24 protein-coding genes are annotated in these 23,610 nt (G+C 68.3%); 10 read left to right on the top strand and 14 right to left on the bottom strand.

The window, feature by feature from the left end; all coding sequences use genetic code 11:
- Nucleotides 1–61 precede the first annotated feature (61 nt).
- Both ACN8HC_RS12300 and ACN8HC_RS12295 read left to right on the top strand, forming a co-directional pair.
- On the top strand, nt 62–313 hold the full coding sequence (locus ACN8HC_RS12300) for a ribbon-helix-helix protein, CopG family (protein WP_490075128.1): 252 nt from the start codon (nt 62–64) through the stop codon (nt 311–313).
- Nucleotides 310–612: a type II toxin-antitoxin system RelE/ParE family toxin gene (locus ACN8HC_RS12295; RefSeq protein WP_490075127.1), complete on the top strand. Its 303-nt coding sequence runs from the start codon at nt 310–312 to the stop codon at nt 610–612. The genes ACN8HC_RS12300 and ACN8HC_RS12295 overlap by 4 nt, the downstream gene beginning before the upstream one ends.
- Before the next feature lie 129 nt (nt 613–741).
- Here the strand turns inward: ACN8HC_RS12295 and ACN8HC_RS12290 are convergent, their stop codons facing one another.
- Nucleotides 742–981 carry a hypothetical protein gene (locus ACN8HC_RS12290; protein WP_490075126.1) on the bottom strand — a complete coding sequence of 80 codons (240 nt, stop codon included), beginning with the start codon at nt 979–981 and terminating at the stop codon, nt 742–744.
- 408 nt (nt 982–1,389) lie between these two features.
- Nucleotides 1,390–1,722, bottom strand: a complete 333-nt coding sequence (locus tag ACN8HC_RS12285) for a hypothetical protein (RefSeq protein WP_490075125.1) — start codon at nt 1,720–1,722, stop codon at nt 1,390–1,392.
- A 125-nt stretch (nt 1,723–1,847) separates the two neighbouring features.
- Here ACN8HC_RS12285 and ACN8HC_RS12280 point away from each other — a divergent pair, with 125 nt between their 5' ends.
- Nucleotides 1,848–2,432 carry a hypothetical protein gene (locus ACN8HC_RS12280; RefSeq protein WP_490075124.1) on the top strand — a complete coding sequence of 195 codons (585 nt, stop codon included), beginning with the start codon at nt 1,848–1,850 and terminating at the stop codon, nt 2,430–2,432.
- A 325-nt stretch (nt 2,433–2,757) separates the two neighbouring features.
- Here ACN8HC_RS12280 and ACN8HC_RS12275 read toward each other — a convergent pair whose 3' ends face one another.
- Nucleotides 2,758–3,459 (bottom strand): HAD family hydrolase, encoded by a 702-nt coding sequence (locus tag ACN8HC_RS12275; protein WP_490075123.1) that lies wholly within the window; start codon nt 3,457–3,459, stop codon nt 2,758–2,760.
- Nucleotides 3,456–5,231 carry a proline--tRNA ligase gene (locus ACN8HC_RS12270; protein WP_490075122.1) on the bottom strand — a complete coding sequence of 592 codons (1,776 nt, stop codon included), beginning with the start codon at nt 5,229–5,231 and terminating at the stop codon, nt 3,456–3,458. The genes ACN8HC_RS12275 and ACN8HC_RS12270 overlap by 4 nt, the downstream gene beginning before the upstream one ends.
- A 236-nt stretch (nt 5,232–5,467) precedes the next feature.
- Here ACN8HC_RS12270 and ACN8HC_RS12265 point away from each other — a divergent pair, with 236 nt between their 5' ends.
- Genes ACN8HC_RS12265 through ACN8HC_RS12255 form a run of 3 tightly spaced genes read left to right on the top strand, consistent with a single transcriptional unit; the run spans nt 5,468 to nt 9,541 of the window.
- A complete protein-coding gene (locus ACN8HC_RS12265; RefSeq protein ID WP_490075121.1) occupies nt 5,468–6,631 on the top strand; it encodes an imelysin family protein in 1,164 nt (387 codons plus the stop codon).
- 2 nt (nt 6,632–6,633) lie between these two features.
- Entirely contained in the window at nt 6,634–7,857 is a 1,224-nt protein-coding gene (locus tag ACN8HC_RS12260; protein ID WP_490075120.1) for a Dyp-type peroxidase, read from the top strand.
- A gap of 37 nt (nt 7,858–7,894) precedes the next feature.
- Nucleotides 7,895–9,541 carry a phospholipase C gene (locus ACN8HC_RS12255; protein ID WP_490075119.1) on the top strand — a complete coding sequence of 549 codons (1,647 nt, stop codon included), beginning with the start codon at nt 7,895–7,897 and terminating at the stop codon, nt 9,539–9,541.
- Here ACN8HC_RS12255 and ACN8HC_RS12250 read toward each other — a convergent pair.
- The gene (locus ACN8HC_RS12250; protein ID WP_490075118.1) at nt 9,535–11,187 is read right to left on the bottom strand and encodes an acyl-CoA dehydrogenase family protein; all 1,653 of its coding nucleotides are present in this window, start codon (nt 11,185–11,187) and stop codon (nt 9,535–9,537) included. The genes ACN8HC_RS12255 and ACN8HC_RS12250 overlap by 7 nt on opposite strands.
- A gap of 48 nt (nt 11,188–11,235) precedes the next feature.
- On the opposite strand from ACN8HC_RS12250, the gene ACN8HC_RS12245 reads away from it, so the two are divergent.
- The gene (locus tag ACN8HC_RS12245) at nt 11,236–11,883 is read left to right on the top strand and encodes an MSMEG_1061 family FMN-dependent PPOX-type flavoprotein (RefSeq protein ID WP_490075117.1); all 648 of its coding nucleotides are present in this window, start codon (nt 11,236–11,238) and stop codon (nt 11,881–11,883) included.
- Nucleotides 11,884–11,890: 7 nt separating this feature from the next.
- Nucleotides 11,891–13,234, top strand: coding sequence for a CoA transferase (locus ACN8HC_RS12240; RefSeq protein WP_490075116.1), 1,344 nt, complete (start codon nt 11,891–11,893; stop codon nt 13,232–13,234).
- Between the two features lie 9 nt (nt 13,235–13,243).
- Here the strand turns inward: ACN8HC_RS12240 and ACN8HC_RS12235 are convergent, their stop codons facing one another.
- Nucleotides 13,244–14,086 carry a GNAT family N-acetyltransferase gene (locus ACN8HC_RS12235; protein ID WP_490075115.1) on the bottom strand — a complete coding sequence of 281 codons (843 nt, stop codon included), beginning with the start codon at nt 14,084–14,086 and terminating at the stop codon, nt 13,244–13,246.
- An 84-nt stretch (nt 14,087–14,170) separates the two neighbouring features.
- On the opposite strand from ACN8HC_RS12235, the gene ACN8HC_RS12230 reads away from it, so the two are divergent.
- Nucleotides 14,171–14,734, top strand: a complete 564-nt coding sequence (locus ACN8HC_RS12230; RefSeq protein ID WP_490075114.1) for a DUF402 domain-containing protein — start codon at nt 14,171–14,173, stop codon at nt 14,732–14,734.
- Here ACN8HC_RS12230 and ispG read toward each other — a convergent pair.
- On the bottom strand, nt 14,721–15,881 hold the full coding sequence (gene ispG / locus ACN8HC_RS12225) for a flavodoxin-dependent (E)-4-hydroxy-3-methylbut-2-enyl-diphosphate synthase (protein WP_490075113.1): 1,161 nt from the start codon (nt 15,879–15,881) through the stop codon (nt 14,721–14,723). The genes ACN8HC_RS12230 and ispG overlap by 14 nt on opposite strands.
- A gap of 305 nt (nt 15,882–16,186) precedes the next feature.
- Between ispG and ACN8HC_RS12220 the strand changes: the two genes are divergently transcribed.
- A complete protein-coding gene (locus ACN8HC_RS12220; RefSeq protein ID WP_490075112.1) occupies nt 16,187–17,731 on the top strand; it encodes a nucleobase:cation symporter-2 family protein in 1,545 nt (514 codons plus the stop codon).
- A gap of 63 nt (nt 17,732–17,794) precedes the next feature.
- On the opposite strand, the gene ACN8HC_RS12215 is transcribed toward ACN8HC_RS12220, so the two are convergent.
- The 7 genes from ACN8HC_RS12215 to ACN8HC_RS12185 all read right to left on the bottom strand — a co-directional run bounded on the left by ACN8HC_RS12215 (nt 17,795) and on the right by ACN8HC_RS12185 (nt 23,566).
- The gene (locus ACN8HC_RS12215; protein ID WP_490075111.1) at nt 17,795–18,547 is read right to left on the bottom strand and encodes a class I SAM-dependent DNA methyltransferase; all 753 of its coding nucleotides are present in this window, start codon (nt 18,545–18,547) and stop codon (nt 17,795–17,797) included.
- Nucleotides 18,548–18,593: 46 nt separating this feature from the next.
- On the bottom strand, nt 18,594–19,181 hold the full coding sequence (locus ACN8HC_RS12210) for a mycothiol transferase (protein WP_490075110.1): 588 nt from the start codon (nt 19,179–19,181) through the stop codon (nt 18,594–18,596).
- 92 nt (nt 19,182–19,273) lie between these two features.
- Nucleotides 19,274–20,605 carry a M50 family metallopeptidase gene (locus ACN8HC_RS12205; protein ID WP_490075109.1) on the bottom strand — a complete coding sequence of 444 codons (1,332 nt, stop codon included), beginning with the start codon at nt 20,603–20,605 and terminating at the stop codon, nt 19,274–19,276.
- Nucleotides 20,606–20,629: 24 nt separating this feature from the next.
- Nucleotides 20,630–21,868 carry a 1-deoxy-D-xylulose-5-phosphate reductoisomerase gene (dxr, locus tag ACN8HC_RS12200; protein WP_490075108.1) on the bottom strand — a complete coding sequence of 413 codons (1,239 nt, stop codon included), beginning with the start codon at nt 21,866–21,868 and terminating at the stop codon, nt 20,630–20,632.
- Nucleotides 21,865–22,620: a hypothetical protein gene (locus ACN8HC_RS12195; RefSeq protein WP_490075107.1), complete on the bottom strand. Its 756-nt coding sequence runs from the start codon at nt 22,618–22,620 to the stop codon at nt 21,865–21,867. The genes dxr and ACN8HC_RS12195 overlap by 4 nt, the downstream gene beginning before the upstream one ends.
- Entirely contained in the window at nt 22,617–23,282 is a 666-nt protein-coding gene (locus ACN8HC_RS12190; protein ID WP_490075106.1) for a WXG100 family type VII secretion target, read from the bottom strand. The genes ACN8HC_RS12195 and ACN8HC_RS12190 overlap by 4 nt, the downstream gene beginning before the upstream one ends.
- The gene (locus ACN8HC_RS12185) at nt 23,279–23,566 is read right to left on the bottom strand and encodes a hypothetical protein (protein WP_490075105.1); all 288 of its coding nucleotides are present in this window, start codon (nt 23,564–23,566) and stop codon (nt 23,279–23,281) included. The genes ACN8HC_RS12190 and ACN8HC_RS12185 overlap by 4 nt, the downstream gene beginning before the upstream one ends.
- Between the last annotated feature and the right edge of the window lie 44 nt (nt 23,567–23,610).

The raw sequence follows: 23,610 nt of genomic DNA, 5'->3' as shown, positions 1-23,610 counted from the left end.
CCACGTGCGAACCAGCCCACATCTCGGGTATGATTTAGTCATACCAGGTGGAGGTGCTGTTGTGGTTCACAAGGTGGCGATCACGTTGCCCGAGGAGCTCTACGACCTGGTCGAACGGGCCCGAGGCATCGAGCACCGCTCTCGCTCCGAGGTCATCCAAGAGGCGCTGCGGACGCACTTCGGCGAGTCGGTCTACGTTCCGTCCGACGCGGAGCGTCGTGCCCTTGTCGAGGCCCTCGACGAGTTCGACCAGCACCCGGGCGCGCGACGTGAGTGGGACGACGTCCGCCGTGAGCTGTGGCCGAACGAGTGACGGTCGCCCTCGGCGAGCTCGGAGTCGAGGATCTGCGGCGCGCCCGGGACCACTACGCGCGGATCGATCCCGCATTGAGTCAGAACTTCGCCGACGCGTTCGACACCGTGATCTCCCGCATCAGGGCCTTTCCGCACGGCGCGCCACCAGTCGAGGGGTTCGCCGGCCTGCGACGGGCTCGAATGCGGCGATTCCCGTACGGCGTGTTCTACCGTGACGCCCCCGATCAGGATCCCGTCATCCTCGTTGTCCGCGTGCTGCACAGCTCCCGCGATACCAGCGGACACCTCGACGACTGACGGCGGTGCGCTGATCCGGGCCTGACCAGCAACAGCCCCCTCAGCAGCGATGGCCGGCTGTACGCAGGAGTCCGGCTCCGTCGGATCCCTAGGACGCCGCCCCGCATGCCGATCGTTTGCCGGGACGCATCACCTCTCTGCGTCGCGGTTGTGTCTGGCTGTGATCACTTGACGCGCTTGCTTACGGTAGAAGCGCCTAGTCGCCCCCTCTGTGGTGTCCCACGATTTGAAAAACTCGGAGCGCACCTTCGACGACAGAAGAGAAATGCCCCAGCCGTCGACGCGGGATGCCGCGTCGAGTCTAAACAGGCGGCGGGCGAGGTCTTCTACGTCTTGGTCGACCTCGACCTCATCGCCGTTGTCATCCATCCAGTGACTGTGGACTGCAATGCCACCAGCGTCAACGCCGTCTCGCATGAGGATCGCTCGTCGGGACGTTCGTGCGGTATTCACTGCCGACCGCTGTGAGCTCCACATCGGGGCTGTGATCGGTGTCAGTGTGTGACGTGCTGGGCGCGGTGGCTGCGTCGGGTCAAGACAACAGCGGACCGCAGACACCAGAGTGCGATTGCGCCGCTCACAAAGGCCGCGAACGCGATTCCTACCTGTGCCCCGGTCTCGTCGATAATCAGGCCGTACACCGTGTATGCGAACCGTGAGGTCATCAAGACCGCGAACGCCCAGACGAGTACAAGGCGCAAGAAAGTGGGCACAGACTGAACCGCACCGGGAGGGGTGGCCGCTGCCGACCGGTGCAGCACATTCGGCGCAGCTCGGTCAGCAATCGTGTGTTGTGGCACGCTCCCGGGTGACGATCGTTGTATGGTCACCGGGTGGGGTCCAGGATGCCGTCGCATCGTGCACATCCCGCAGCAGCACTCCCGCCGAACGCACACCATCCAGCGATGTGCAATGCCGCCAAGACTCTTCTCCGGCATCACCAGGTACGTAGCGCAGATACTCATACCCACCAGCGCACTCCAGGGGTTCTGGCACACGCAAACCTCGGTCGCGCAGGTGAGACAGCAACCGATGCAGCGTCGGCGTCCACGGGAACGCCGGCCGCCGCACCACATCGCCCGTAATCGTCACCCGCTCGTCGAACGCCATGTTCTGAGGCTAGGCGGCGTCGACACCTCGGGGGTCATTGGACGATCGTCGTACAGGCACACGTTTCGTGGTGTTGAGTTGGCGCTATGTCCTGCGATTTTTGCGGTACGACCCCGGCAGAGGTCGTGCACCATCTCGACGAAGAAAAGACATCGTTCTCGATCTACGGCAAGGGAACGGTCTTCGCCTCATGGATTTCGTACTGCGAACAGTGTGAGGCTCTCTACCGTGATGGTGACGATGAGGCCTTGGTGGCCCGCCAAGCTCGCTGGGAGGAGACCGATCCTGAAGACATCGACGAGACGGTGCGGAATCCGCTAAAAGTCCTACGCGCGGCTGACCTTGGCACGTTTGCGGTCGACGACCTATTGCCGCCCGGCGTGACGCCGTTGCGGGCTCAGGGGTTCACCCCCGTTGAAGAACTCGCCGGCCTCGCCTGCATCGGAGAACTGTGGCCTGTCGATCATCGCAGAGGGCTCCCAGAGACCCGTCCGGACCGGGAAGACGCCTCTCCCGGCGGCGTGTTTTGGCTCGTTCGCTCTCCGTGGGAATGGATCGGCACTGCTGACTTGATCCGCACCATGATGCGATGGGTGGACAGTGGTCTTCCGCCCCAAGGTGGCCAGATTGGCTTGCTGATCCGAGACCGTGTCGCCCGATTTCTTGCGTTCGACGAAGAAACCATCCACCAGATCTCTGACGCCCACTGAGATGACCCCTGACCGCAAGTTCGTGCCAAGTCGCGGTACCACTTCCCGAGTCCCGATAGACGTTCCCTGTACGGCAACGCCGCAGGCCGCCGGGCCATCCAGGCGCGCGACCACGGTGGCTGTCCCGCAGAGGCAGTCCGCCTGGGATCCCGGGACAGGGACCTCAACCGAACACATCGTGGCGCGCCCGATGGCTGTCGCCGATGGCGACGGTCTGAGGATTTGGACAGGTTCATGAGAATGCCTTCTCGTCCATAACTTGTCGCGCCGCAGGTCAGAGCACTGCGCAGGCCGACAGATCGCGACGGAATATATGCACCTCGCCTCAACCGGTCCAGTCGCGGACGACGCGCAGCACGTCGAGTAGTTCGTGGGCGACCGCGTCGGGCGTCGCCTCGGTCGCGACGATCTGTGCCTCGGGGAGCACCGAGTGCGGGATCCAGATCGCCCGCATGCCGACCTGTTGCGGTCCGTGGATGTCCTCGAAGAGGCGGTCCCCGACGTACACACACGCCTCCGGCGATGCGTCGACCGCCTTCGCCGCCGCCAGGAACGCCTCGCGGTGCGGCTTGGTCCACGGGATCTCACTGGAGTAGACGTCGCCGTCGATCAGGTCGAGGACACCGTCGCGCTCGAAGATGCCGCGGTGGTAGTCGCGGTCCCAGATGGTGTTGGACAGCACGCCGACCCGAATTCCATTGTCATGCAAGCCCTCCCAGAGTTGCCGCACCTGCGGGTCGGTCATCGTGTGCGGCTCCCAGAAGCTGCGGTATGCCGTCAGACCGTCCCGGTGTGCGCGCCCGACGAGGTCGGCGCCCGCGTCGCGCAGGATCTGCTCCAGCGTGGCGCTGCTGTGCTCGTCGCGAGCCCGCGCCCAGGCAGCACCGGCCATCTCGAGAAAGCGCGCGGCGAGCCGCCGGTCGCCATACGCCTCGGCATACGACATCGCTTCGGCCTCGAAGTCGATGTCGTGCCACGGGGTCAGCGTGCCGCCCCAGTCGAAGATGACGGCTTCGACGTTGCTCACAGGGTCGGTTGGGGCTCGGCGATCTCGCGAGTCACCTCAGCGACCACGTCGTCGAGGGCGATCTCGCGGCGATTCCCCGAACGGCGGTCCTTGAGTTCGACCTTGCCGTCCGCGAGGCCCTTGCCGACCACCAGAATCGTTGGCACCCCGATGAGCTCGGAGTCCTTGAACTTCACGCCCGGCGACACCTTGCGGCGGTCGTCGAAAAGCACCTCGACGCCGGCCACCTCCAACTGGCGGACGATCTCCTCCGCCTTGACGAAGACCTCCTCGTCCTTGCCGGTGGCCACCACATGCACGTCGGCCGGCGCGACGTTGCGCGGCCAGATGAGACCGGCATCGTCCACGTTGTCCTCGGCGATCGCGCCGACCGCACGGGTCACGCCCACGCCGTACGAACCCATCGTGACGGTGACGAGCTTGCCGTGCTCGTCCAGCACCTTGAGCCCGAGCGCCTCGGCATACTTCGTGCCCAGCTGGAAAATGTGCCCCATCTCGATGCCGCGGGCCAGTTTGAGCCTGCCGTGCCCCGTGGGCGACACGTCCCCCTCGCGGATCTCGGCCGCCTGGATGGTGCCGTCGGCGGTGAAGTCGCGGCCGTGGACCAGGTCGAGCACGTGCTTGCCGTGCTCGTCCGCGCCGGTGACCCACGCCGAGCCGAGGGCGACCGAGGGATCGAGGAGGTAGCGAATCTTGCTGGCCTTCTCCTCCCCCAATGTGCCGGGACCGATGTAACCCTTGGCGAGCATCGGGTATGCGGCGAAGTCCTTCTCCTCGAAGGCTTCCACCTCGGCGGGAGCGACCTTGACCTCCAGCCTCTTCGGGTCGACCTCGCGGTCGCCGGGCAGTCCGATGGCCAACGGCTCGCGGGTGCCGTCCGGATGGACGAGCATCACGATGACGTTCTTGAGGGTGTCGGCAGCGGTCCAGGCCCGGCCGTCGGCCCGCGGGTGGTCCTTGTTGAGCGCGTTGACCAGGGTCTCAATCGTGGGCGTGTCCGGGGTCGGCTCGACATGCGCCGGTCCGGCGGTCACCTCCACCTCGGGTGCCTGCGGGATCTCGACGGCCTCGACGTTGGCCGCGTAGCCGCTCTCGTCCCGCACGAACGTGTCCTCGCCGTGCGGGCTGACCGCGAGAAACTCCTCGGAAGCCGAGCCGCCCATCGCTCCAGAATCGGCCTTGACGATCACGTATTCGAAGCCGAGCCGCTCGAAGATGCGGATGTAGGCCTCACGGTGGGCGTCATACGCCTTCTGCAGTCCAGCGTGGTCGACGTCGAAGGAGTAGGAGTCCTTCATGATGAACTCGCGACCGCGCAGGATGCCCGCCCGCGGACGTGCCTCGTCGCGGTACTTGTTCTGGATCTGGAAGAGCGCGAGCGGCAGGTCCTTGTATGACGAGTACATGTCCTTGACGGTGAGACAGAACATCTCCTCGTGCGTCGGACCGAGCAGCAGGTCGGCGTCCTTGCGGTCCTTGAGCCGGAAAAGGTTGTCGCCGTACTCGGTCCAACGGTTCGTCGCCTCGTAGGGCTCCCGCGGCAGCAGGGCCGGGAACTTGACCTCCTGGCTGCCGATGCGCTCCATCTCCTCGCGGATGATGCCCTCGACCTTGCTCAGGACACGCATGCCGAGCGGCAGCCAGGTGTAGATGCCGGGCGCGACACGACGGATGTAACCGGCGCGCACCAGCAGTTTGTGGCCCGGCAGCTCCGCATCGGCCGGGTCCTCGCGCAGGGTCCGCAGGAACAGGGTCGACATACGCAGTGCCACGGGGGCTCCTTCGGGTGTTTCGAACAGATGTGAAGACACCGCAGGATATCCGTCAGCACCCGGCGGCGCCGAACGCAATAGCGAGCCACGACAGCCGCCGGAAGCTGGGAAGCTCCTGACAGCTCGGCAACGGCCAGGTAAAGCGCTGGGGCGTCTCGCTGAACTTCTCGCAACGGCAACAGATCCGACGGCGCCGACGCCACATCGGAGGCGCTGCCCGTCGATACGTTGGTGCGGTGCCCTGCCGCAGGAAGACGCTGCTCGCCACGACCGGACTTGCTCTCGTCGCGGTGACCGGCTGCAGCACCGGCCAGGCGGCGCGGCCGGGCAACTCACCCGACTCCGCGGTGCCGATGGTGCAGGCGTCCCGCAGCCACTGCGGTCAGGGCTGGACCCGTGCGGAAGCCGGCGAGGTGCAGGTGACGGTGCGCAACACCGACGTCAACGCCGAGGAGGTCTATCTCGCCGACGACGCCGGGAAGCTCTACGGGGAGGTGGACCCGCTCGGCCCGGGCGCAAGCGCAGCGCTGCGGACCTCGCTCGCCGCGGGCACCTACCACCTGGTCTGCTCGGTGAACGACGGCTCTCCGGTCCACGGCCCGGACATCTCGGTCACCGGCGACGCCGCCGGCGCGCCGGGGGTGCAGCCGGTCACGTCGGCGCAGCTGGCTCCGGCTGTCATCGGATACCAGCGCCGGGTGACGGCGCGACTGAAAACCCTCCAAGGCGAGGCGAAGACGCTGACCGCGGCACTCCGGCGAGACGACGGCGTGGCGGCCCGGAGCGCGTGGCGCGCAGCGAACCGGACGTGGAACACCATGGGCGGCGCGTATGGCGCATTCGGTGCCCTCGGCGAAGCGGTCGCCGGCACCGCGTTCCCGTTGCCGGACGGGGTTCATGACGCGCACTGGACCGGCCTGCTGCGCATCGAATACGGGCTGTGGCACGGTCAGTCACCGGCATCGCTGGCCGCCCTCGGCGGCGTGCTCCAGCGGGACCTGACGACACTGCGGAATCAGCTGCAGACAACGCAGTTCCAACCGATCGACGTCGTGAACCGCACCCACGAGATCACCGAGGACACCCTGCAGCAGACGCTCACCGGCCACCACGATTACGGCGCGCACGCCCAGCTATCCGATGCCCTCGCCCAGCTGGACGGCACCGCCGAGTTGCTCGACGTGCTCCATCCCCTGCTGGCGCCCCGGTTCCCCGGACTCGCCGCGGCTGACCGATGGATCGTCAAGACCCGCAATGACATTGACGCGCAAGGCCGATGGAACGCGACTCCACCGAACTCGGTGCCCACCGCCGGCCACCAGCTCGTCGACAGCGACATCTCGCAGCTCGCCGAGCTGCTCACCCCGGTCCCCACCATCCTCGAGCCGAGAACGTATTGACCATGAGTGAAGTCAGCCGCAGATCGATGTTGCGCGCCGGGTTGCTCACCGGCGGCGCGGGCGCAGTTGCGGTCGCCGCGACCGCGGGGCACGCCGTCGCCGAAACATCGGCGCCGCAGGCTCCGGCGCGGCGCGCACTCGCGCCGTTCCACGGCACGCACCAGAGCGGAATCGTCGGCGACCCGCTGTCGGCGGCAACCATTGTCGCGTTCGACCTCACAACCGCCGACCGAGCCGGCCTCATCACACTGCTGCGGACGCTCACCACCACCCTGCGCGCGCTCACGGCGGGCGGCGTCTTGCGATCGCCCGGCATCAGCACGACCGGTGACAACGGGATCCTCGGACCGTCGACTCCGGCCCGCGCCCTCGAGTCCGTCGTCGCGCTCGGATCCGGCGTCTTCACCGACAGATTCGGACTCACCGATGCCAAACCCCGGCGGCTGCGCGCCATGGACACCTTCGCCGACGATCAGCTCGATCCGGCGTGGTGTGGTGGCGATCTGCTGCTCACGCTGCAAGCACACGACCGCGACGTGGTGATCAACGCATTGCGGGAGGTATGCCGGGCCACGCGCGGTGCGATGCAGATCCGTTGGAAACAGGACGGGTTCACCTCCGCTCCGCGGCCGGCCGGCCACCCGCGCAACCTGCTCGGCTTCAAGGACGGCATCGCCGGACCCAATCCCGCGGATGCCGCACAGCTGGACTCGCTCGTCTGGGCAGCGCCGGGCGAGCCGGCCTGGGCCGCCGGCGGCAGCTACTACGTCATGCGCCGGATCCGCATGCTGGTCGAGTTCTGGGACCGTGTGTCGACCTCCGAGCAGGAGCGAATCTTCGGTCGCCGCAAGGACTCCGGCGCCCCGCTGACCGGTGGCTCAGAGCTCACGGCGCCGAACTACACGAACGACCCGAGCGGCAGCGCGATCCCGCTGGACAGCCACATCCGGCTGGCCAATCCGCGCACGTCTGCCACCGCCGGCTCGCAGTTCCTCCGGCGCTCCTATTCGTACGACGCCGGCGTGGACTCCGTCGGCAACCTCGACATGGGCCTGATGTTCGGGGCGTTCAACGCCGACCTGGACCGGCAGTTCGTGACGGTGCAGCGCCGGCTCGCCGGCGAACCGCTCGCCGATTACATCACCCCAGTCGGTGGCGGCTACTTCTTCGCGCTGCCCGGCGTCCGCAGCCCCACCGATTTCTACGGGAGCGCCCTGCTCACGTGACCCAGCCCCCGCAACACCCACCCCGGAAGGAAGAACTGTGCACAAGAAGCCCGCTCTGCTTGCCGCGTCGGCAAGCGCCGTCATTCTCGCAGCCGGAACGACCGTCGCCATACAGTCCAGCGCGCATGCCGCGGACGCATCGCATCCGCGCCCTCATCCGCCGCACACCCGGACCACGACACCGATCAAGCACCTCGTCGTGCTCTTCGACGAGAACGTGTCCTTCGACCACTACTTCGGCACCTACCCCCACGCCGCCAACACCGACGGCACGACGTTCACCGCTGCCCGTCACACACCGCGGGCGAACACCGAGCAGAACGTGGGCCTCATCCGGTCGAATCCCAACCTGTACAAGCCGTTCCGGCTCTCGCCGGACCAGGCGGTCACCTGCGACCAGAACCACGCCTATCTGCCGGAGCAGAAGGCGGTCGACGGCGGCACGATGGACAAGTTCATCGAGAACACCAGTGTGGACACCTGCACCGGCGAGTTCGGTGCGCCGGGACTGGCGATGGGTTACTACGACGGCAACACGGTCACGGGGCTGTGGAACTACGCGCAGCACTATGCGATGAGTGACAACTACTACGGCTCCAACTACGGCCCCTCGTCACCGGGAGCCGTCAATCTGGTGTCGGGCAACACGTGGGGCATCCACGCGGTCGATCCCAAGACCGGCGCGCCCACCTCGGACAGCTATGTCGTGTCCACGCCGAACGCGCAGGGCGTCGGCACCATGACGAACGACCCGGACCCGGCATACGACGACTGCTCCGGCCACAACCACACGTCGACCAACAACCTCGGCGCCATGGAGGGCAAGAACATCGGCGACGAGCTGAACGCAGCCGGTGTCTCGTGGGGATGGTTCCAGGGTGGCTTCACGCCCAACACCCCGTACGCCGGGGACGGCACGTACGCGCAGTGCACCACCTCCCACGCCAACGTGGGCGGCGGCACATCGGTGGACTACAGCCCGCACCACAATCCGTTCGAGTACTACAAGTCGACGTCCAATCCGCATCACCTACCGCCGAAATCGCTCGCGGAGGTCGGGCACAACGGTCAGGCCAACCACCAGTACGACCTGAGCTGGTTCAACGACGCGCTGAAGGCAGGTGACCTCCCGGCCGTGTCGTTCCTCAAGGCGCCGTCCTACCAGGACGGACACGCCGGCTACTCCGACCCGATCGACGAACAGCACTTCCTGGTCGACGAGATCAACGCGATCCAGCAGTCACCGGACTGGAAGAGCACCGCAATCGTGGTGACGTATGACGATTCGGACGGCTGGTACGACCATCAGTTCGCGAAGATTCGCACCGGGGCGCGCGACGCGTCGCTCAACGAGCCGATGTGCACCAGTGTCCCCGAGCCGGTCACGAGCACGGGACCGCAGGACGACCGGTGCGGGCCCGGGCCGCGGCTGCCGTTCCTGGTGATCTCGCCGTACTCCAAGGTGAACGCGGTCGGTCACCAGCCGCTCGAGCAGGCCTCGGTGATCAAGTTCGTCGAGCAGAACTGGCGGCTGCCACAGCTCGGCAACGGATCGTTCGACGCGCGGGCGAAGTCGTTCGCGTCACTGCTGAGCTTCCGGCGGCCGACGGCGTCGACGGTGCTGCTGAAGCAGGATGGTTCGGTCGCCAGCGTGACGCCGCCCCGCCGGCACCAGGGTCACTGAGGGACGCCGGCGCGTTCCACGATCGCGGCAGCGTCGAGCCCGGCCGGCAGGGTGCCGAACACCCCCGCGTGCTGCCCGAGCACCCGGGAGGCGAGGAACGCGTCGGCCACTGCCGCCGGGCTGTGCCGGATCAGCAGCGAGGCCTGCAACAGCACGGCCATCCGCGCGGCGAGCCACCTCGCGACATACTCGGCGGATGATGGATCCGTAAGACTGGCAATCGTCTTGAGCACCTCGACGGCCCCGTCGTGCAGCTCCGGCGAGTCCGCCGTCTCCACCTCGTCGCGCCAGGCGTCGACGCCTTCCGGCTGCCGCTGCAGCACCCGCAGCACATCGAGCGCGTTGACGTTGCCACTGCCTTCCCACACGGAGTTGAGCGGCGACTCGCGGAACAGCAACGGCAGGCCGGACTCCTCGACGTAACCGTTGCCGCCGAGCACTTCCAGCGCTTCGGCGACGTGGAACGGCGTCCGTTTACAGACCCAGAACTTCGCCAGTGGCAGCCCGATCCGGCGCAGTGCCCGTTGCCGGGGGTCGTCGGGAGACTCCACCGCGCGTGCCAGGCGCAGACCCAGCGCCGTGGCCGCCTCGGACTCGATCGCCAGATCTGCCAGCACGTTTCGCATCGCCGGTTTGTCGACGAGCAGCCCACCGAACGCGCGACGGTGCTTCGCGTGCCAGATCGCCTCGGCCAGACTGCGGCGCATCAGGGACGCCGACCCCAGCACGCAGTCCAGCCGGGTGGCGGCAACCATCTCGATGATGGTGCGCACACCGTCGCCCTCCCCGCCGAGGCGCTGGGCGAACGCGTCGACGAACTCCAGCTCGCTGGACGCGTTGGACCGGTTACCGAGCTTGTCCTTGAGCCGCACGATCCGCAGCCCGTTGCGGGTGCCGTCCGGCAGCACCCGCGGCACGACGAAACAGCTCAGCCCGCCGGGCGCTTGCGCAAGCACCAGGAAGAGGTCGTTCATCGGCGCCGAGGTGAACCACTTGTGCCCGGTGAGCCGGTAGCCGTCGGCGGTCTGCGTCGCGACCGTCAGGTTGGTCCGCACGTCGGAGCCGCCCTGCTTCTCGGTCATCCCCATGCCGGCCAGCAGGCCCTGCTTCTCGGCCATGGGCCGCAGCCCGAAATCGTAAGTCTTCGAAGCCAACCCGGGGGTCAGCTGCTCGGCCAGAGTCGCGTCGGCACGGAGCGCCGGCACGGCGGCATACGTCATCGTCATCGGGCACGCGTGCCCCGGCTCCACCGCGGTCCAGGCGATGTATGCCGCCGCCCGGCGCACGTGCGGCATCGGCTCGCCGGACGTCCAGGGCGCGCCGGTCAGACCGAAGCCGACCCCCTGTTGCAGCATCCAGTGCCAGCTCGGGTGGAAGTCCACCTCGTCGATGCGTGCGCCGTAACGGTCGACCGGGCGGAAGACCGGCTCGTGCTGGTTCGCGAGCATCCCGTGCTCGCGAGCCTCGGCCGAACCCGCGCTCTCCCCCAGCGGGAGCAACGAATCGAGGACGCGGTCGGCTGCGTCACCGGCCTGGGCCCGCACCGCCGTGAGAAGGGCGTTGTCACCGGTCACGGTGTTGTGGCCGGTCAGCGGAGGCGGCTGATTGCCCGGAACGTGCGCGACGGAGTCCGACGGTGGCGCCATACAGCTCAGGGTACGCACGAGGACTGCGGCACGCGTTACGGTCGACGGGTGCGAGCAGCCAATCCCTACCGCGATCTCCCGACCGTCACCACGGTGCAGGAGCTCGAGACGTTCGGAACACCGGACCCGCCGATCCGCGACAAGGTGCGCGACCGGCTGCACCCGTTGGACAAGGACTGGCTGGCGGCCTCGCCATTGGTGTTCGTCGGCACCGCCTCCCCGGACGGCCGGTGCGATGTCTCGCCGAAGGGCGATCCCGCCGGCATCGGCCGCGTGCTCGACGATCACACCCTGGTGCTGCCCGAGCGAGCCGGCAACAAGCGGATGGATGGCTTCCGCAAGCTCCTGGCCAACCCGCACGTCGGCCTCAACTTCGTCATTCCCGGCCGCCCTGACACCTTGCGCATCAACGGAATCGGCCAGCTCGTCACCGACGGACCGTTCTTCGACGACCTGGTCGTCAAGGGCCATCGGCCGCGACTGGCCCTCATCGTGCACATCGAGGAGGTCTTCTATCACTGCCCGAAGGCGTTGCTGCGTTCCGGCGCGTGGCAGCCGGAGACCTGGCGACCCGAGTCGGTCACCCGGTATGCCGATGTCGCCAAGCAACTCTGGCGCGCTGATGACGACCCGACGGTGGTCGAGGAGCACTACCGCGAGGACCGCTACGCCGCCTCGCTCTACCCGGGGGCGTGAGCGGGCGATGAGCTGGCCGGCGCTACCGCTGCCGTGGGCCACTGACGATCTGGTGCGCGGCCCGCGTCGCTGGTGGCCAGGACCCCTCGACGTCGAAGGCCTCGCGGTCGGCAGCGTGGCGGCCGCGGCCTCGGCGGCCAACGCCATTGCGCGGGCGCGAGATTCGTCGTGGCGGTGCTTCGTTGCCAGCGGCCTGGTCGGTGCGTCCTTCGGCTCGATCGGCCGGCTGCGGATCGACGGCGAGCCGGTCCGGCCCTGGGGCGAGCTGTCCGGGTTCTTCCGCACGCGGGACGGCTGGATCCGGCTGCACGGCAACTACCCGCATCACGCGGAGGTGATCCGTGCCGTGCTCGGCGCCGCGGACCGTGCGCAGGCGGTGGCCGCCACCCGGGACAGGGACGCCGAGGAACTCGAGCGGACCGTGCGCGCCGCAGGAGGTATCGCCGGGGCGCTGCGAACGCCGGAGGTATGGCGCTCTCATCCGCACCACGTCGCAGCCGTGGCCGATCGACCGCTGGTCACTCTCGGCACCCCGACCGGTGCCGGACGACCGCTGGATGGGTCGAACTCGTTGCCCTTGCAAGGGATCCGGGTCCTGGATCTGACGCGCGTCATCGCGGGACCGACCGCAGCACGCTTCCTCGGTGCCCTCGGTGCGGACGTGCTGCGCGTCGACCGCCCGGCGCGACCGGAACTGCTCGACCAGCACCTCGACACCGGCTTCGCGAAGCGCACCACACTGCTCGACCTCGGACAGCCGGAGGAACTCGAGGTTGCCCGGCAGCTCGCCGGCAGCGCGGACATCGTCCTCACCGGTTACCGGCCGGGCGCCATGACCCGCTTCGGCCTGGACCGGGCGACGCTGCTCGCGGAGCACCCGCACCTCGTCGTCGTCGAGCTCTCGGCCTGGGGCGACTCGGGACCGTGGGGCGCGGAACGCGGTTTCGACAGCATCGTGCAGTCGGTCTGCGGCATCGCGACGACCTATGCCGACGCGGAGGGCCGCCCCGGTGCACTCCCGGTGCAAGCTCTCGACCACGCGACCGGTTATCTGATGGCGACGGCCGCCATGCGGCTGCTTGCCCGCCGCCCGCACGAGGGCGGCTCCGGCGCACGGCTGGCCCTCGCGCGCACCGCCGAGTGGCTGTTGCAGCATCCGAGCCCCGACGTAGCCCTGGCGGACACCTTCGAGGCACCCGAGTCACCACTGTGGCTCGCGTCGAGCGAATCGCCATACGGCAGAATCGATTACATTCGGCCGCCGCTCTTCGCCGAGGACGTGCCGCTCGACTTCCCCTCCGCTCCCCGGCGCTACGGGCAGGATCCGCCGGAGTGGTGGAGCGCCGACTGACCGGCCCCCTCAGAGGATGATGGTCGCGAACTTGCCCACCTGCCGGAACCCCGCGGCGTGGTAGGTCCGCAGCGCCGGCTCGTTGAACGAGTTGACGTAGAGCGTCACGGTCGGTGCCACGGTCTCGATGATCTGCTGCACCACCGCGCGCATGGCCGGCGTCGCCATCCCCTGACCGCGTCGTTCCGGAGCGACCCAGACGCCCTGGAGCTGGGCGACCCCCGCCGCGAGCGATCCGATGTCGGCCTTGAAGACCACCCGGTGCCCCTCGGTCACCACGAACGTGTGGCCCGCACCGATCAGCGCGGTGACCATCCGCCGGTAGTCGCGATCCGAGCCGACATACGGCGGGTAGCCGATCTCCTCGGTGAACATCGCCGCCGACGCCGGCAGCACCTGGTCGACCTCGTCGAGGCGGGCCCGGCGCACCCGCCGGTCGATGGCGCCGGAGCCGGGGGTGGGAACGGTCGAGACGGCCATCATCGGCTGGTCCGGCCGCACCGAGCGTGCCTCTCCCCAGTGCCGCTCGAGGCGCGCCCAGAGGCCGAGCACCTGGTCGGCGTCACCGAAGATGGAGGAACATCTGCGCCGTTTGCGGCGCAACCGGGACGCGAACGAGTCCAGCGCAGCGCCGTCCGCGCCGATCGGCACCACATTGGCCGACGTCCAGCACATCGAGCGCAACCGATGGCCCTCTTCCACGCCGAGCAGGGCGCCGGCGAACGCCGGCCCACCTTCCAGCAGGCGCGCCGCGACGAAGACGTTGGCCAGCGGGTCGACCGCACACAGATCCAACGCCGCGGAGAAATCACCCGGCCCGAGGGACCGCGCGCCGCTGAGCGTCCGTAACACGGCTCCAGCCTTTCATCCACCGCCGGGCGGCACACCGAAAACCACCGATCGATTCGTCGTACTTCACCGATACAGTGCGTCCTGATGACTGCCCCGGATCGGACCACTCCCCGCGGAACGATCGTCCACGCCGACTACCGCAAGTGGGACGGCTCCCCGCACTGGCAGAGCGTGGGCTTCCTGCTCGGCGTCGACGAACACGGCAGCTGGGTCGCCTATCCCGAAGGTACCCATTTCGAGCGGCCCGGTGCCGCGTTCGACCTCGAGTGCGACTCGGTATCACTCTTCCCCGACGCAGGCTTCACCCCGGCGTTCAACGCCGCCACCGGCGCCGACCAGGTGCAGGTGTATGTCGACACGACGACCCGGCCGCGGTGGTCGCGTGCCGGTGGCGAGCTGCGCGTCACGATGATCGACCTCGACCTGGACGTGATGCAGCGCAAGAACGGCTTCAGTTACGTCGACGACGAGGACGAGTTCGTCGCACACCAAAGGAGATTCGGCTATCCGCCCGAAGTCGTCGCTCGTGCCGAGGCGGACACCCGGATGGTGTTCGCGGCCCTGCGCGACGGCCGCGGGCCCTTCGACGGCACCGGTCTGCGGTGGCTCGACCTGGTCCGCGAGCGCGCAGATCTCAGCCGACGCTGACGCTCGGGCCGCCTGCTGCGTCCTCGTCGATCGGCTCGCCCATCTCCTCGGCGATCCGCATCGCCTCCTCGATGAGCGTCTCGACGATCTGCGACTCCGGCACGGTCTTGATGACCTCGCCCTTGACGAAGATCTGGCCCTTGCCGTTGCCGGAGGCGACGCCGAGGTCGGCCTCACGCGCCTCCCCCGGACCATTGACGACACAACCCATGACGGCAACGCGCAACGGCACCGTCATACCCTCCAGGCCCGCGGTCACCTGCTCGGCCAGCGTGTAGACGTCGACCTGGGCGCGGCCGCACGAGGGGCAGGAGACGATCTCCAGCTTGCGCGGCTTCAGATTGAGCGACTGCAGGATCTGGTTGCCGACCTTGACCTCCTCGACCGGCGGAGCGGACAACGAGACCCGGATGGTGTCCCCGATGCCCTGCGACAGCAGCGCACCGAAGGCGGTCGCCGACTTGATCGTGCCCTGGAAGGCGGGCCCGGCCTCGGTGACCCCGAGGTGCAACGGCCAGTCGCCGCGCGCGGCGAGCAACTGGTAGGCGCGCACCATGACGACCGGGTCGTTGTGCTTCACCGAGATCTTGAACTCGTGGAAGTCGTGCTCCTCGAAGAGACTGGCCTCCCAGACGGCGGACTCCACCAGAGCCTCCGCGGTCGGCTTGCCGTACTTCTCCAGCAGTCGCCGGTCGAGCGACCCGGCGTTGACGCCGATGCGGATGGACACCCCGGCGTCCTTGGCCGCGCGGGCGATCTGCTTGACCTGGTCGTCGAACCTGCGGATGTTGCCGGGGTTGACCCGCACGCCGGCACAACCGGCGTCGATCGCGGCGAAGACGTACTTCGGCTGGAAGTGGATGTCGGCGATGACCGGGATCTGGGACTTCTTGGCGATCGCGGGCAGCGCGTCGGCGTCGTCCTGACTGGGGCAGGCGACCCGCACGATGTCGCAGCCGGCCGCGGTCAGCTCGGCGATCTGCTGCAGGGTCGCGTTGATGTCGGTGGTCGGGGTGGTGCACATCGACTGCACCGAGATCGGGGCGTCACCCCCGACCTCCACCTTGCCGACCTTGATCTTGCGGGACTTGCGGCGGGGAGCGAGCACCGGCGCCGGGGCGCTCGGCATACCGAGGGAAACAGTCACCCTCTCAGTATTACTCGCGCAGCGCGGGCTGATCGCACCGGCCGTCCTGCAGCGCCGACCACATTTTCAACAAACTGTTGACGGATGGTATGTGCTGTGTCACCCTTTCACGTACTGAAATGAATATTCCACATTGCGAGAAAGCGGGCCCTGTCTCCCGAACAGGGCGGGCCGTTGCGCCACCCGCTCCTTTCACGTCATCGTTGTTCATCCAACAGAGGGAGCCCATCCTCATGATCGACAAGCTCAAATCCCCGCCCCGCGCCCGGCACCGCGTGCCGCGCGACTGCTGAAGGGTGAGCGCCGTGAAACTCCTACGACGCGCGGGTGATTCCAGGTATCAAGGTCGTCCCGAGGACACGATGTACGGTCCCGGCCGCCTGCTGACCTACGGCACCCAACACATCCTGACGATGTATGGCGGAGTGATCGCCCCACCCCTCATCATCGGCGGAGCTGCGCACCTCAAACCGACCGACATCGGGCTGCTCGTGACCGCCGGTCTGTTCATCAGCGGCGTGGCCACTCTGCTGCAGACGCTCGGTGCCGGACCGGTCGGCAGCCGGCTGCCCATCGTCCAGGGCGTGTCCTTCGCCAGCGTATCGACGATGGTGTCGATCGCCAGCAAGGACGGACTTCGGCCGGTCCTCGGCTCGATCATCGTGGCCGGCCTCATCGGCGTCATCGCATCGACCTACTTCGCACGCATCGTGCGGTTCTTCCCAGCGGTTGTGACCGGGTCGATCATCACCGTCATCGGAGCCTCCCTGCTGCCGACCGCGTTCATGTGGTGCAGTGGCGGCAACCCGGGAGCGAAGGACTACGGCTCACCGACGAATATCGGCCTCGCGGCGATCACCCTGCTGATCATCGTGCTGATCAGCAGACTCTTCCAGGGTGCGATCTCGCGGCTGTCGATCTTGATCGGCATGGTGATCGGCACGCTGATCGCCGTCGTGACAGGCCACGCCGACTTCTCCTCCGTCAAGGACGCCAAGGTCGTCGAACTGCCCCAGTTCCTGCATTTCGGCTCCCCCCAGTTCCAGATCGGCGCGATCATCTCGATGACCATCGTGATCTTCGTGATCATGACCGAGACCACCGCCGACATCCTGGCCATCGGCGAGATCGTGGAGACCGAGGTCGACGACAAGCGGGTGGCCGCCGGCCTCCGTGCGGACATGGCAGCCACGACCGTTGCCCCGCTGTTCGGCAGTTTCCCGGCCAGCGCCTTCGCGCAGAACGTCGGGCTGGTGGCGCTCACCGGGATCAAGAGCCGGTTCGCCGTCGCCGCCGGTGGTGGCGTGCTGGTCGTGCTCGGCCTGCTGCCGGTGGTCGGTGCGGTGATCGCCGGCATCCCGTTCCCGGTGCTGGGTGGCGCGGGAATCATTCTGTTCGGTTCGGTGACCGCGAGCGGTATCCGCACGCTGGCGAGGGTCGACTACAAGAACGGCCTGAACCTGGTGATCGTCTCGGTCGCCTTCGCCTTCGGCATGATCCCGGTCGGTATGCCCACCTTCTGGGACAAGTTCCCGGACTGGTTCGGCGTCATCATGGACTCCGGCATCAGCTCGGCCGCGATCAGCGCGGTGTTGCTCAACATCTTCTTCAACGAATGGAAGTGGGGCAACAAGCCGGGGGCGTCCGTCTTCGCCGAGCGCGAGGACCGCGTCGAGCAGTTCGGTGACCGCCTCGAGGACGACATCCGCCGGTCGGAACCGCATCGTCGCCACCGGTCCGGCGCCGACGAGGCCGGCGTCGAGCCGGGCTCGGCTCAGGGCTCCGCGCTCGCGGGCGAATCAGCAGGTGGCGCCGAGAGCTCTGCCGGCGGTGGAGTCACCACCGAATAACGGCGGAGCACCGTTGAACCCCGTCATGCCGGTCCACCTGGAGTGGGCCGGCATGACGGCATTTCAACGACCGGAAGATCGTCGGCCCGGCATGCGCCACACCGACACGTGCGACTCGCTCTCTGCGGTGAACTGGCTGCCGTGCCAGTCGGCGACCCGCTGCTCGAGCGTCATACCGGCGAGCTGTGCCATCAGGTCGCATTCGGCCGGCCAGACGTAGCGGAAGTTGCTGGTGCCGTAGCGAAAGCTGCCATCGGCGGCCCGCGTGTAGTGGTGCGACGTGCCCTGTTGCGTCACCAGGTCGTAGGTGTCGAAACCGGTGTGCTGCTCACTGACGTGGAACGGCACCGCGGTCTGGCCCGGTGGCATTCGCCTGATCCCGGGGATCCACAACTCGATCACGAAGCGACCAGCCGGCGCGAGATGTCGCGCGGCATTCCGGAACACCTCGACCTGCTCGGCCTGGGTCCGCACATTGCCCAGGCTGTTCCAGACCAGATAGACCAGCGAGAACTCACCGTCGACGACAGCGGTCGCCATGTCGCCGACAACCACCGGCAGGTCGGGACGTTTCGCGTGGAGCTGCTCGACCATCGCTGCGGACAGCTCGATGCCGGAGACCGGGATCCCCTGGTCCAGCAAGGGGATCGCGACGCGCCCGGTGCCGATCGCGAACTCGAGCACCGGTCCTTCGCCCGCCAGTCGGGCGAGAAAGTCGACCGCCGGGTCCAACACCTCCGGCGCGAACATGAAGGAAGAGCTCTCGTCATACCGCTCCGCGGTGTCGGCGTCCCACAGGTCACTGCTGCTCGTCATGACCACGACCTTGCCGTGACCCGCGGGTCGGCGCCGGCCGATTTCGTTACGCGCCAATAGTGCCCGGCGCCGCGACGAAGGGCTGGAAGAACTGCGACGGCGCAGCGCCCTCGAGCGTGAGCACCAGCGCGGGCACTGAAGCGCCGTCGATCTGTTCACGGATGATGTCCGCGTGCCCGGCATGCCGAGCCAACTCCTCGACCACGTGCACGAGCAGATAGCGCGTCTTCGCCGGGCGCGCGTCGAAGATCCCGTCCCATGGAGCCGGCGGTTCGGTGATGCTCGCGTCGGGGTCGGTCTCCGCCAGTTTCGCGGCGAACGCTGCACGGGCGGCGTCGAACTCCTCCAAGACGGCATTCACGGACTCATCCTCGCCGACGACCAGACTGCCCATGTATGCCGAAAACCCTTCCTGATCAAGGGCTCTGGTGTTCCCATCCAGCCGGTCGACATTGCCGCGCAGCACGTACGCCGCGTGTTTGACCAGGGCCGCGACGGACAGCGTGCTGCGGCACGGGGTCGACTTCGCCTCCGCCTCGGTCAGCCCGTAGACCGATGCCCGGAGGTGGTCGAGCTGCTGCTCGATGTAACCGGTCAGTCCGGTGATCTCGTCGTGCTCAGCAGGTGCGTACATGGGCTGGCTCCTGAAAATTCGTCGGCGGTGTTGCGAACGGAATCAGCCTGCCGGCCCTTGCGGACAGGACCGGTCCGCTGTGCCGGCAGGGCTCAGCCGAGTTTCACCGGGTTCACGATGTCGGCATAGGCCAACAGCGCGAACATGACGAGCAGCACGATCGACACGCCGTACGCCAGCGGGAGCGCCTTCGCGACATCGACGTAGACGGGACCACGGATGCCCCTGGCCCGCGCGATCGGCCGCTTCACCGCCTCCCACAGCGCACCGGCGATGTGCCCACCGTCCAGCGGCAGCAGCGGCACCATGTTGAAGACGAACAGCGCCAGGTTGAGCGACGCGATGATCATCAGCAGGACGACGATCTTGTCCTGCGTCGTCGTGTACTTCGACTCGGCGACATCGCCCGCCGCGCGACCGACCCCGACCACCGACTGCGGGCTGTTCTCGTCCCGGGTCCCCCCGCTGAAGGCGGCGTTCCACACGCCGATCATCTTTTGCGGGATCTTCAGGAAGACCGACGACGTCTGCTTCAGGGCGCTGCCGAACGTGCCGAACGCCTCGGGGATCGACTGCCGCTCGTCACGGTAGGTCCCGCCGATCGAGGCACCGACGACCCCGACGTCGGCATACTCCACGTTGCCCTTCCAGTTGACGACCTCGGTGCCGTTGCTGTCGAGCTTGGGCATGCGCTGCAGTTTGGGAGTCACCTGGAGGTGCACGAGCCGACCGTCCCGCTGCACCACCAGCGGGATCGGGTCGCCGGGATGGGAGCGGATGACATCGGTGAATTGCGTTGTCGTGGTGATCTTCCGCCCGTCGGCGGACACCATCCGGTCCCCCGCCTGCAGACCGGCTGCGGCAGCAGCGGTGCGCCCGGACGCCGGGCAGGCCTTCGGGGCGGCCGAAGCCGCGGTCGGCGAACAGCGCTGGACAGCGGCGATGTCGGCCGTCTGCTGCGCCGGCAGCCCGATGCCGCTGGCGATCACGAGGAGCAGCACCAGCGCGATCAGGAGGTTCATGAAGGGGCCGCCGAACATGATGGCGACCTTCTTCCAGGTCGGCAACTTGTAGAACACCCGGTTCGCATCGCCCGGCGCGATGTGCTCGTAGGCGTCCTCGCGCATCTGGTCCGCCAGCTGGCTGAACCTACCTGTGGACGAGGCGCGGACGTAGCCGTCCTCTTCGCCCGGCCGCGGCGGGAACATCCCGATCATCCGGATGTAGCCGCCGAGTGGGATGGCCTTCACGCCGTACTCGGTCTCCCCGCGCCGCCGCGACCAGATCGTGGGCCCGAAGCCCACCATGTATTGGGTGACCTTGACACCGAAGAGCTTTGCAGGCGTCAGGTGCCCGAGCTCGTGCAGCGCGATGGAGACGCCGATGCCGAGCAGCAGGATGAGCACGCCGAGCAGGAACAACACGCCTACCAGCGTCTCATGCGGAGCTTAGGAGCGAGCGAGGATCTCCTGTGCGTGGGCGCGGGCCCACGCCTCCGCGGCCAGGACGTCGTCCACCGTGAGCTCGCCGGAGGACGCGTCGTGGTCGTCCACGACGCGTTGCACGGTGCCGACGATGTCCGGGAAGCCGACCCGGCCGCCGTGGAAGGCGGCAACGCATTCCTCGTTGGCTGCGTTGTAGACGGCGGGGTATGTCGAGCCGGCCAGACCGACCTGCCGCGCCAGCCGCACCGCCGGGAAGGCGTTGTCGTCCAACGGCTCGAACCGCCAGTCCGCGGCCTTGTCCCAGTCGATCGGCGTCTCCGCGTCCGGGACCCGGTCCGGCCAGCCGAGGCCGAGCGAGATCGGGACCAGCATCGTCGGCAGGCCGATCTGTGCCACGACGGCGCCGTCGACGAACTCCACCATCGAGTGGATGAACTGCTGCGGGTGCACGACCACATCGATCCGCTCGAACGGCACGTCGAAGAGCAGGTGCGCCTCGATCACTTCGAGGCCTTTGTTGACCAGGGTCGCCGAGTTGGTCGTGATGACTTTGCCCATGGCGAAATTCGGGTGGGCCAGCGCTTGCTGGGGCGTGACCTTCGTCAGCTCCTCGAGCGGCATGCCGCGGAACGGCCCGCCGCTCGCCGTGATGACGAGGCGGCGCACTTCGCGCTCGGTGCCGGCACGCAGGCTCTGTGCGATGGCCGAGTGTTCGCTGTCGACCGGCACGATCTGCCCGGGCGCCGCGGCCCGCTTCACCACCGGCCCGCCGACGATCAGCGACTCCTTGTTGGCGAGCGCGAGCGTCGATCCGGTCCGCAGCGCGGCCAGCGTCGGGCGCAGCCCGATCGAGCCGGTGATGCCGTTGAGGACCACGTCGGCACCGCACCCGGCCACCCGTTCGGACGCGTCCGACCCCACGAGGATTTCCGGCGAGTATGACGTGACACCGGCAGCCGCCGCCTCCTCCTGAAGGATCGCGATGAACTCCGCCGGCTCGCCGGCGGCAAGACCGATCAGCGGCACCCGCATCTGCACGGCCTGCCGCGCGAGCAGGCGCGGCTGGCTGCCACCGGCGCTCAAGGCGGCGACCTCGAACCGGTCCGGGTTGCGGCCGACGATGTCGATCGCCTGGGTCCCGATGGACCCGGTCGAGCCGAGGATCGCAACGGTGCGCGGCGCCGACGGCACCGCCTCCGCCGTCGCGACAGGCGTGGACGGGTTGGCTGCGGAGTCGGTCACGCTCTCATTAAATGCCATTGACGGGGCGGTTCCTCGGTGTCCTCCTCGATCAACAGCGTCCGTGCGATCGCCTCGCCGACGTCAGCGGCCCGGATCGGCGTCAGCTCGACGGTCCGGCCGTCCTGGCCGGGACCAGCGACGCGGTGCACGCGCCAGCTGGCCGAGCTGCCGAGCAGGAAACCGAGCACCGGCGCCGGCCGGTCGCTCGAGGCAGCGGCTCGCCATACGGTGGCATCGAACTGGGCAACGCCGTCTCCCCACAACTCGGCGGCCGAGTCCCCGCGGGCGAAGGAACGCTCCGGCAGCAGCACCGGCTCGCCGGCTCCGTCGGCTGCTCCGTCGACCGCGCAGAACGACCGCAGCGCGTCGGCGAGGTCCCGATGCGCCACGAGCCGGAACTCGTGTGCTCCGGCGTCGCTCACATCCTCCAGCACCACGGTGTCGTCCCCCAGATGGTGATAACGCATCACGCCGGCGTCGGCGGTTGCCTTGCTGACCACGAGGACGGCGGTGGCTGCGGCCCGCAGGCGCAGCATGGTGACGTAGGACTCGGGCAACTCGATCCCGGCGCCGCCATCGACGGCGACGGCGCCGTGCGAGCAGAGCGATCGGTAGGCGACCTGCGCCGCGAGTGCGCGTTGGGCGGGCTCCAGTGAGCTGAGGTATGGCGTGTCGACCACCGGATGGTCCGCCCCGAGCAGCAGCAACTCCTCGTCGGTGAACTGGACCAGCGGTGCAATCTCGAAGCTCATGCCGGCGCCACCGCGGCCATCGGCGCCACCGGCACCGGTGCGGCGAGCGCCGGCGCCGGAAGCGGCATCCGGTGCCGGTCCCAGGCAGGCGGTCTGACCGGCCCGGTCCATCGTCCCGGCGGCGGCAGTGGCAGCCGACCCCGCTGCAGGCTGTCGGGTGGACGCACCGGACCGGTCCATCGTCCCGGCGGCGGCAGCGGCAGCCGACCCCGCTGCAGGCTGTCGGGTGGACGCACCGGACCGGTCCATCGTCCCGGCGGCAGGACCAGACGCAGCCGGATCTGGTTCAGTGCGGACTCCACGGATCGCAGCCGGCGGCCGAACCTGACGCGGGCCGGCGCCAGCTCGTCCTCGGCGACAGGTCGAGCGCCTTCGTGGTGGCCCGCGAACCGGGCGCGCGCCTGAGCGTCCGCCACCTCGTGGCCGAAGGCGCGGATCAGGGCTGCCAGATGCTCGACGGTCCGGCGGGTGTCGGCGACCGACCGGCGATGATCTGCCACCCCGGCCCGAAACATCGCCGCGGCCGTCCCGGACCAGCGCATCCCGTGGTCTCCGGCCACGCCGTCGAGTGTCGATTCGATCGCCGAGAGCTGGACCGCGAGCGCGGTGCACCGCAGGGCCGACCGCGCCAGCAGGTCGGAGTCGGTCTCCGCTGGTCTCATGCGTCGCCACCCGCGGCGACCCGCGCGATCCAGTCCGCCCGGCGGTACGCCGCTGCAGCAGCGCTCAACCGGTCACCGATGAGCGGGACGTGCTGGCCGAGCAGATCGACCAGCTGCGGCAAGGCAGCACCGAATTCGCTCATTACATCCGGGTGGCCGCCGCACCCCTCGACGAGGTCGTCGACGATCGCGCGGGCCAGCCGCGTCGGGCCGTCGTCATACGCTGCCCGCAACAGCGTCGCCGCGGTCTCCAGCGTCCCGGGTCCGACGTCCAGATCCTGCATGGCCTGCTCCTTCCCTCGTGGGCACGAGAGTAGGAGCAGGCGCT

Source organism: Flexivirga sp. YIM B11880 (genome assembly GCF_058148645.1).
Note: the sequence above shows the minus strand (reverse complement) of the source record. Positions and strands in the feature narration are given on the sequence as shown.

What these genes read in the sequence shown, in the direction of transcription:
- ACN8HC_RS12290 (WP_490075126.1), bottom strand. Translation starts at nt 981, where the DNA reads ATGGATGACAACGGCGATGAGGTCGAGGTCGACCAAGACGTAGAAGAC.
- ACN8HC_RS12285 (WP_490075125.1), bottom strand. Translation starts at nt 1,722, where the DNA reads ATGGCGTTCGACGAGCGGGTGACGATTACGGGCGATGTGGTGCGGCGG.
- ACN8HC_RS12260 (WP_490075120.1), top strand. Translation starts at nt 6,634, where the DNA reads ATGAGTGAAGTCAGCCGCAGATCGATGTTGCGCGCCGGGTTGCTCACC.
- ACN8HC_RS12250 (WP_490075118.1), bottom strand. Translation starts at nt 11,187, where the DNA reads ATGGCGCCACCGTCGGACTCCGTCGCGCACGTTCCGGGCAATCAGCCG.
- ACN8HC_RS12240 (WP_490075116.1), top strand. Translation starts at nt 11,891, where the DNA reads ATGAGCTGGCCGGCGCTACCGCTGCCGTGGGCCACTGACGATCTGGTG.
- ACN8HC_RS12230 (WP_490075114.1), top strand. Translation starts at nt 14,171, where the DNA reads ATGACTGCCCCGGATCGGACCACTCCCCGCGGAACGATCGTCCACGCC.
- ACN8HC_RS12215 (WP_490075111.1), bottom strand. Translation starts at nt 18,547, where the DNA reads ATGACGAGCAGCAGTGACCTGTGGGACGCCGACACCGCGGAGCGGTAT.
- ACN8HC_RS12210 (WP_490075110.1), bottom strand. Translation starts at nt 19,181, where the DNA reads ATGTACGCACCTGCTGAGCACGACGAGATCACCGGACTGACCGGTTAC.
- ACN8HC_RS12195 (WP_490075107.1), bottom strand. Translation starts at nt 22,620, where the DNA reads ATGAGCTTCGAGATTGCACCGCTGGTCCAGTTCACCGACGAGGAGTTG.
- ACN8HC_RS12190 (WP_490075106.1), bottom strand. Translation starts at nt 23,282, where the DNA reads ATGAGACCAGCGGAGACCGACTCCGACCTGCTGGCGCGGTCGGCCCTG.
- ACN8HC_RS12185 (WP_490075105.1), bottom strand. Translation starts at nt 23,566, where the DNA reads ATGCAGGATCTGGACGTCGGACCCGGGACGCTGGAGACCGCGGCGACG.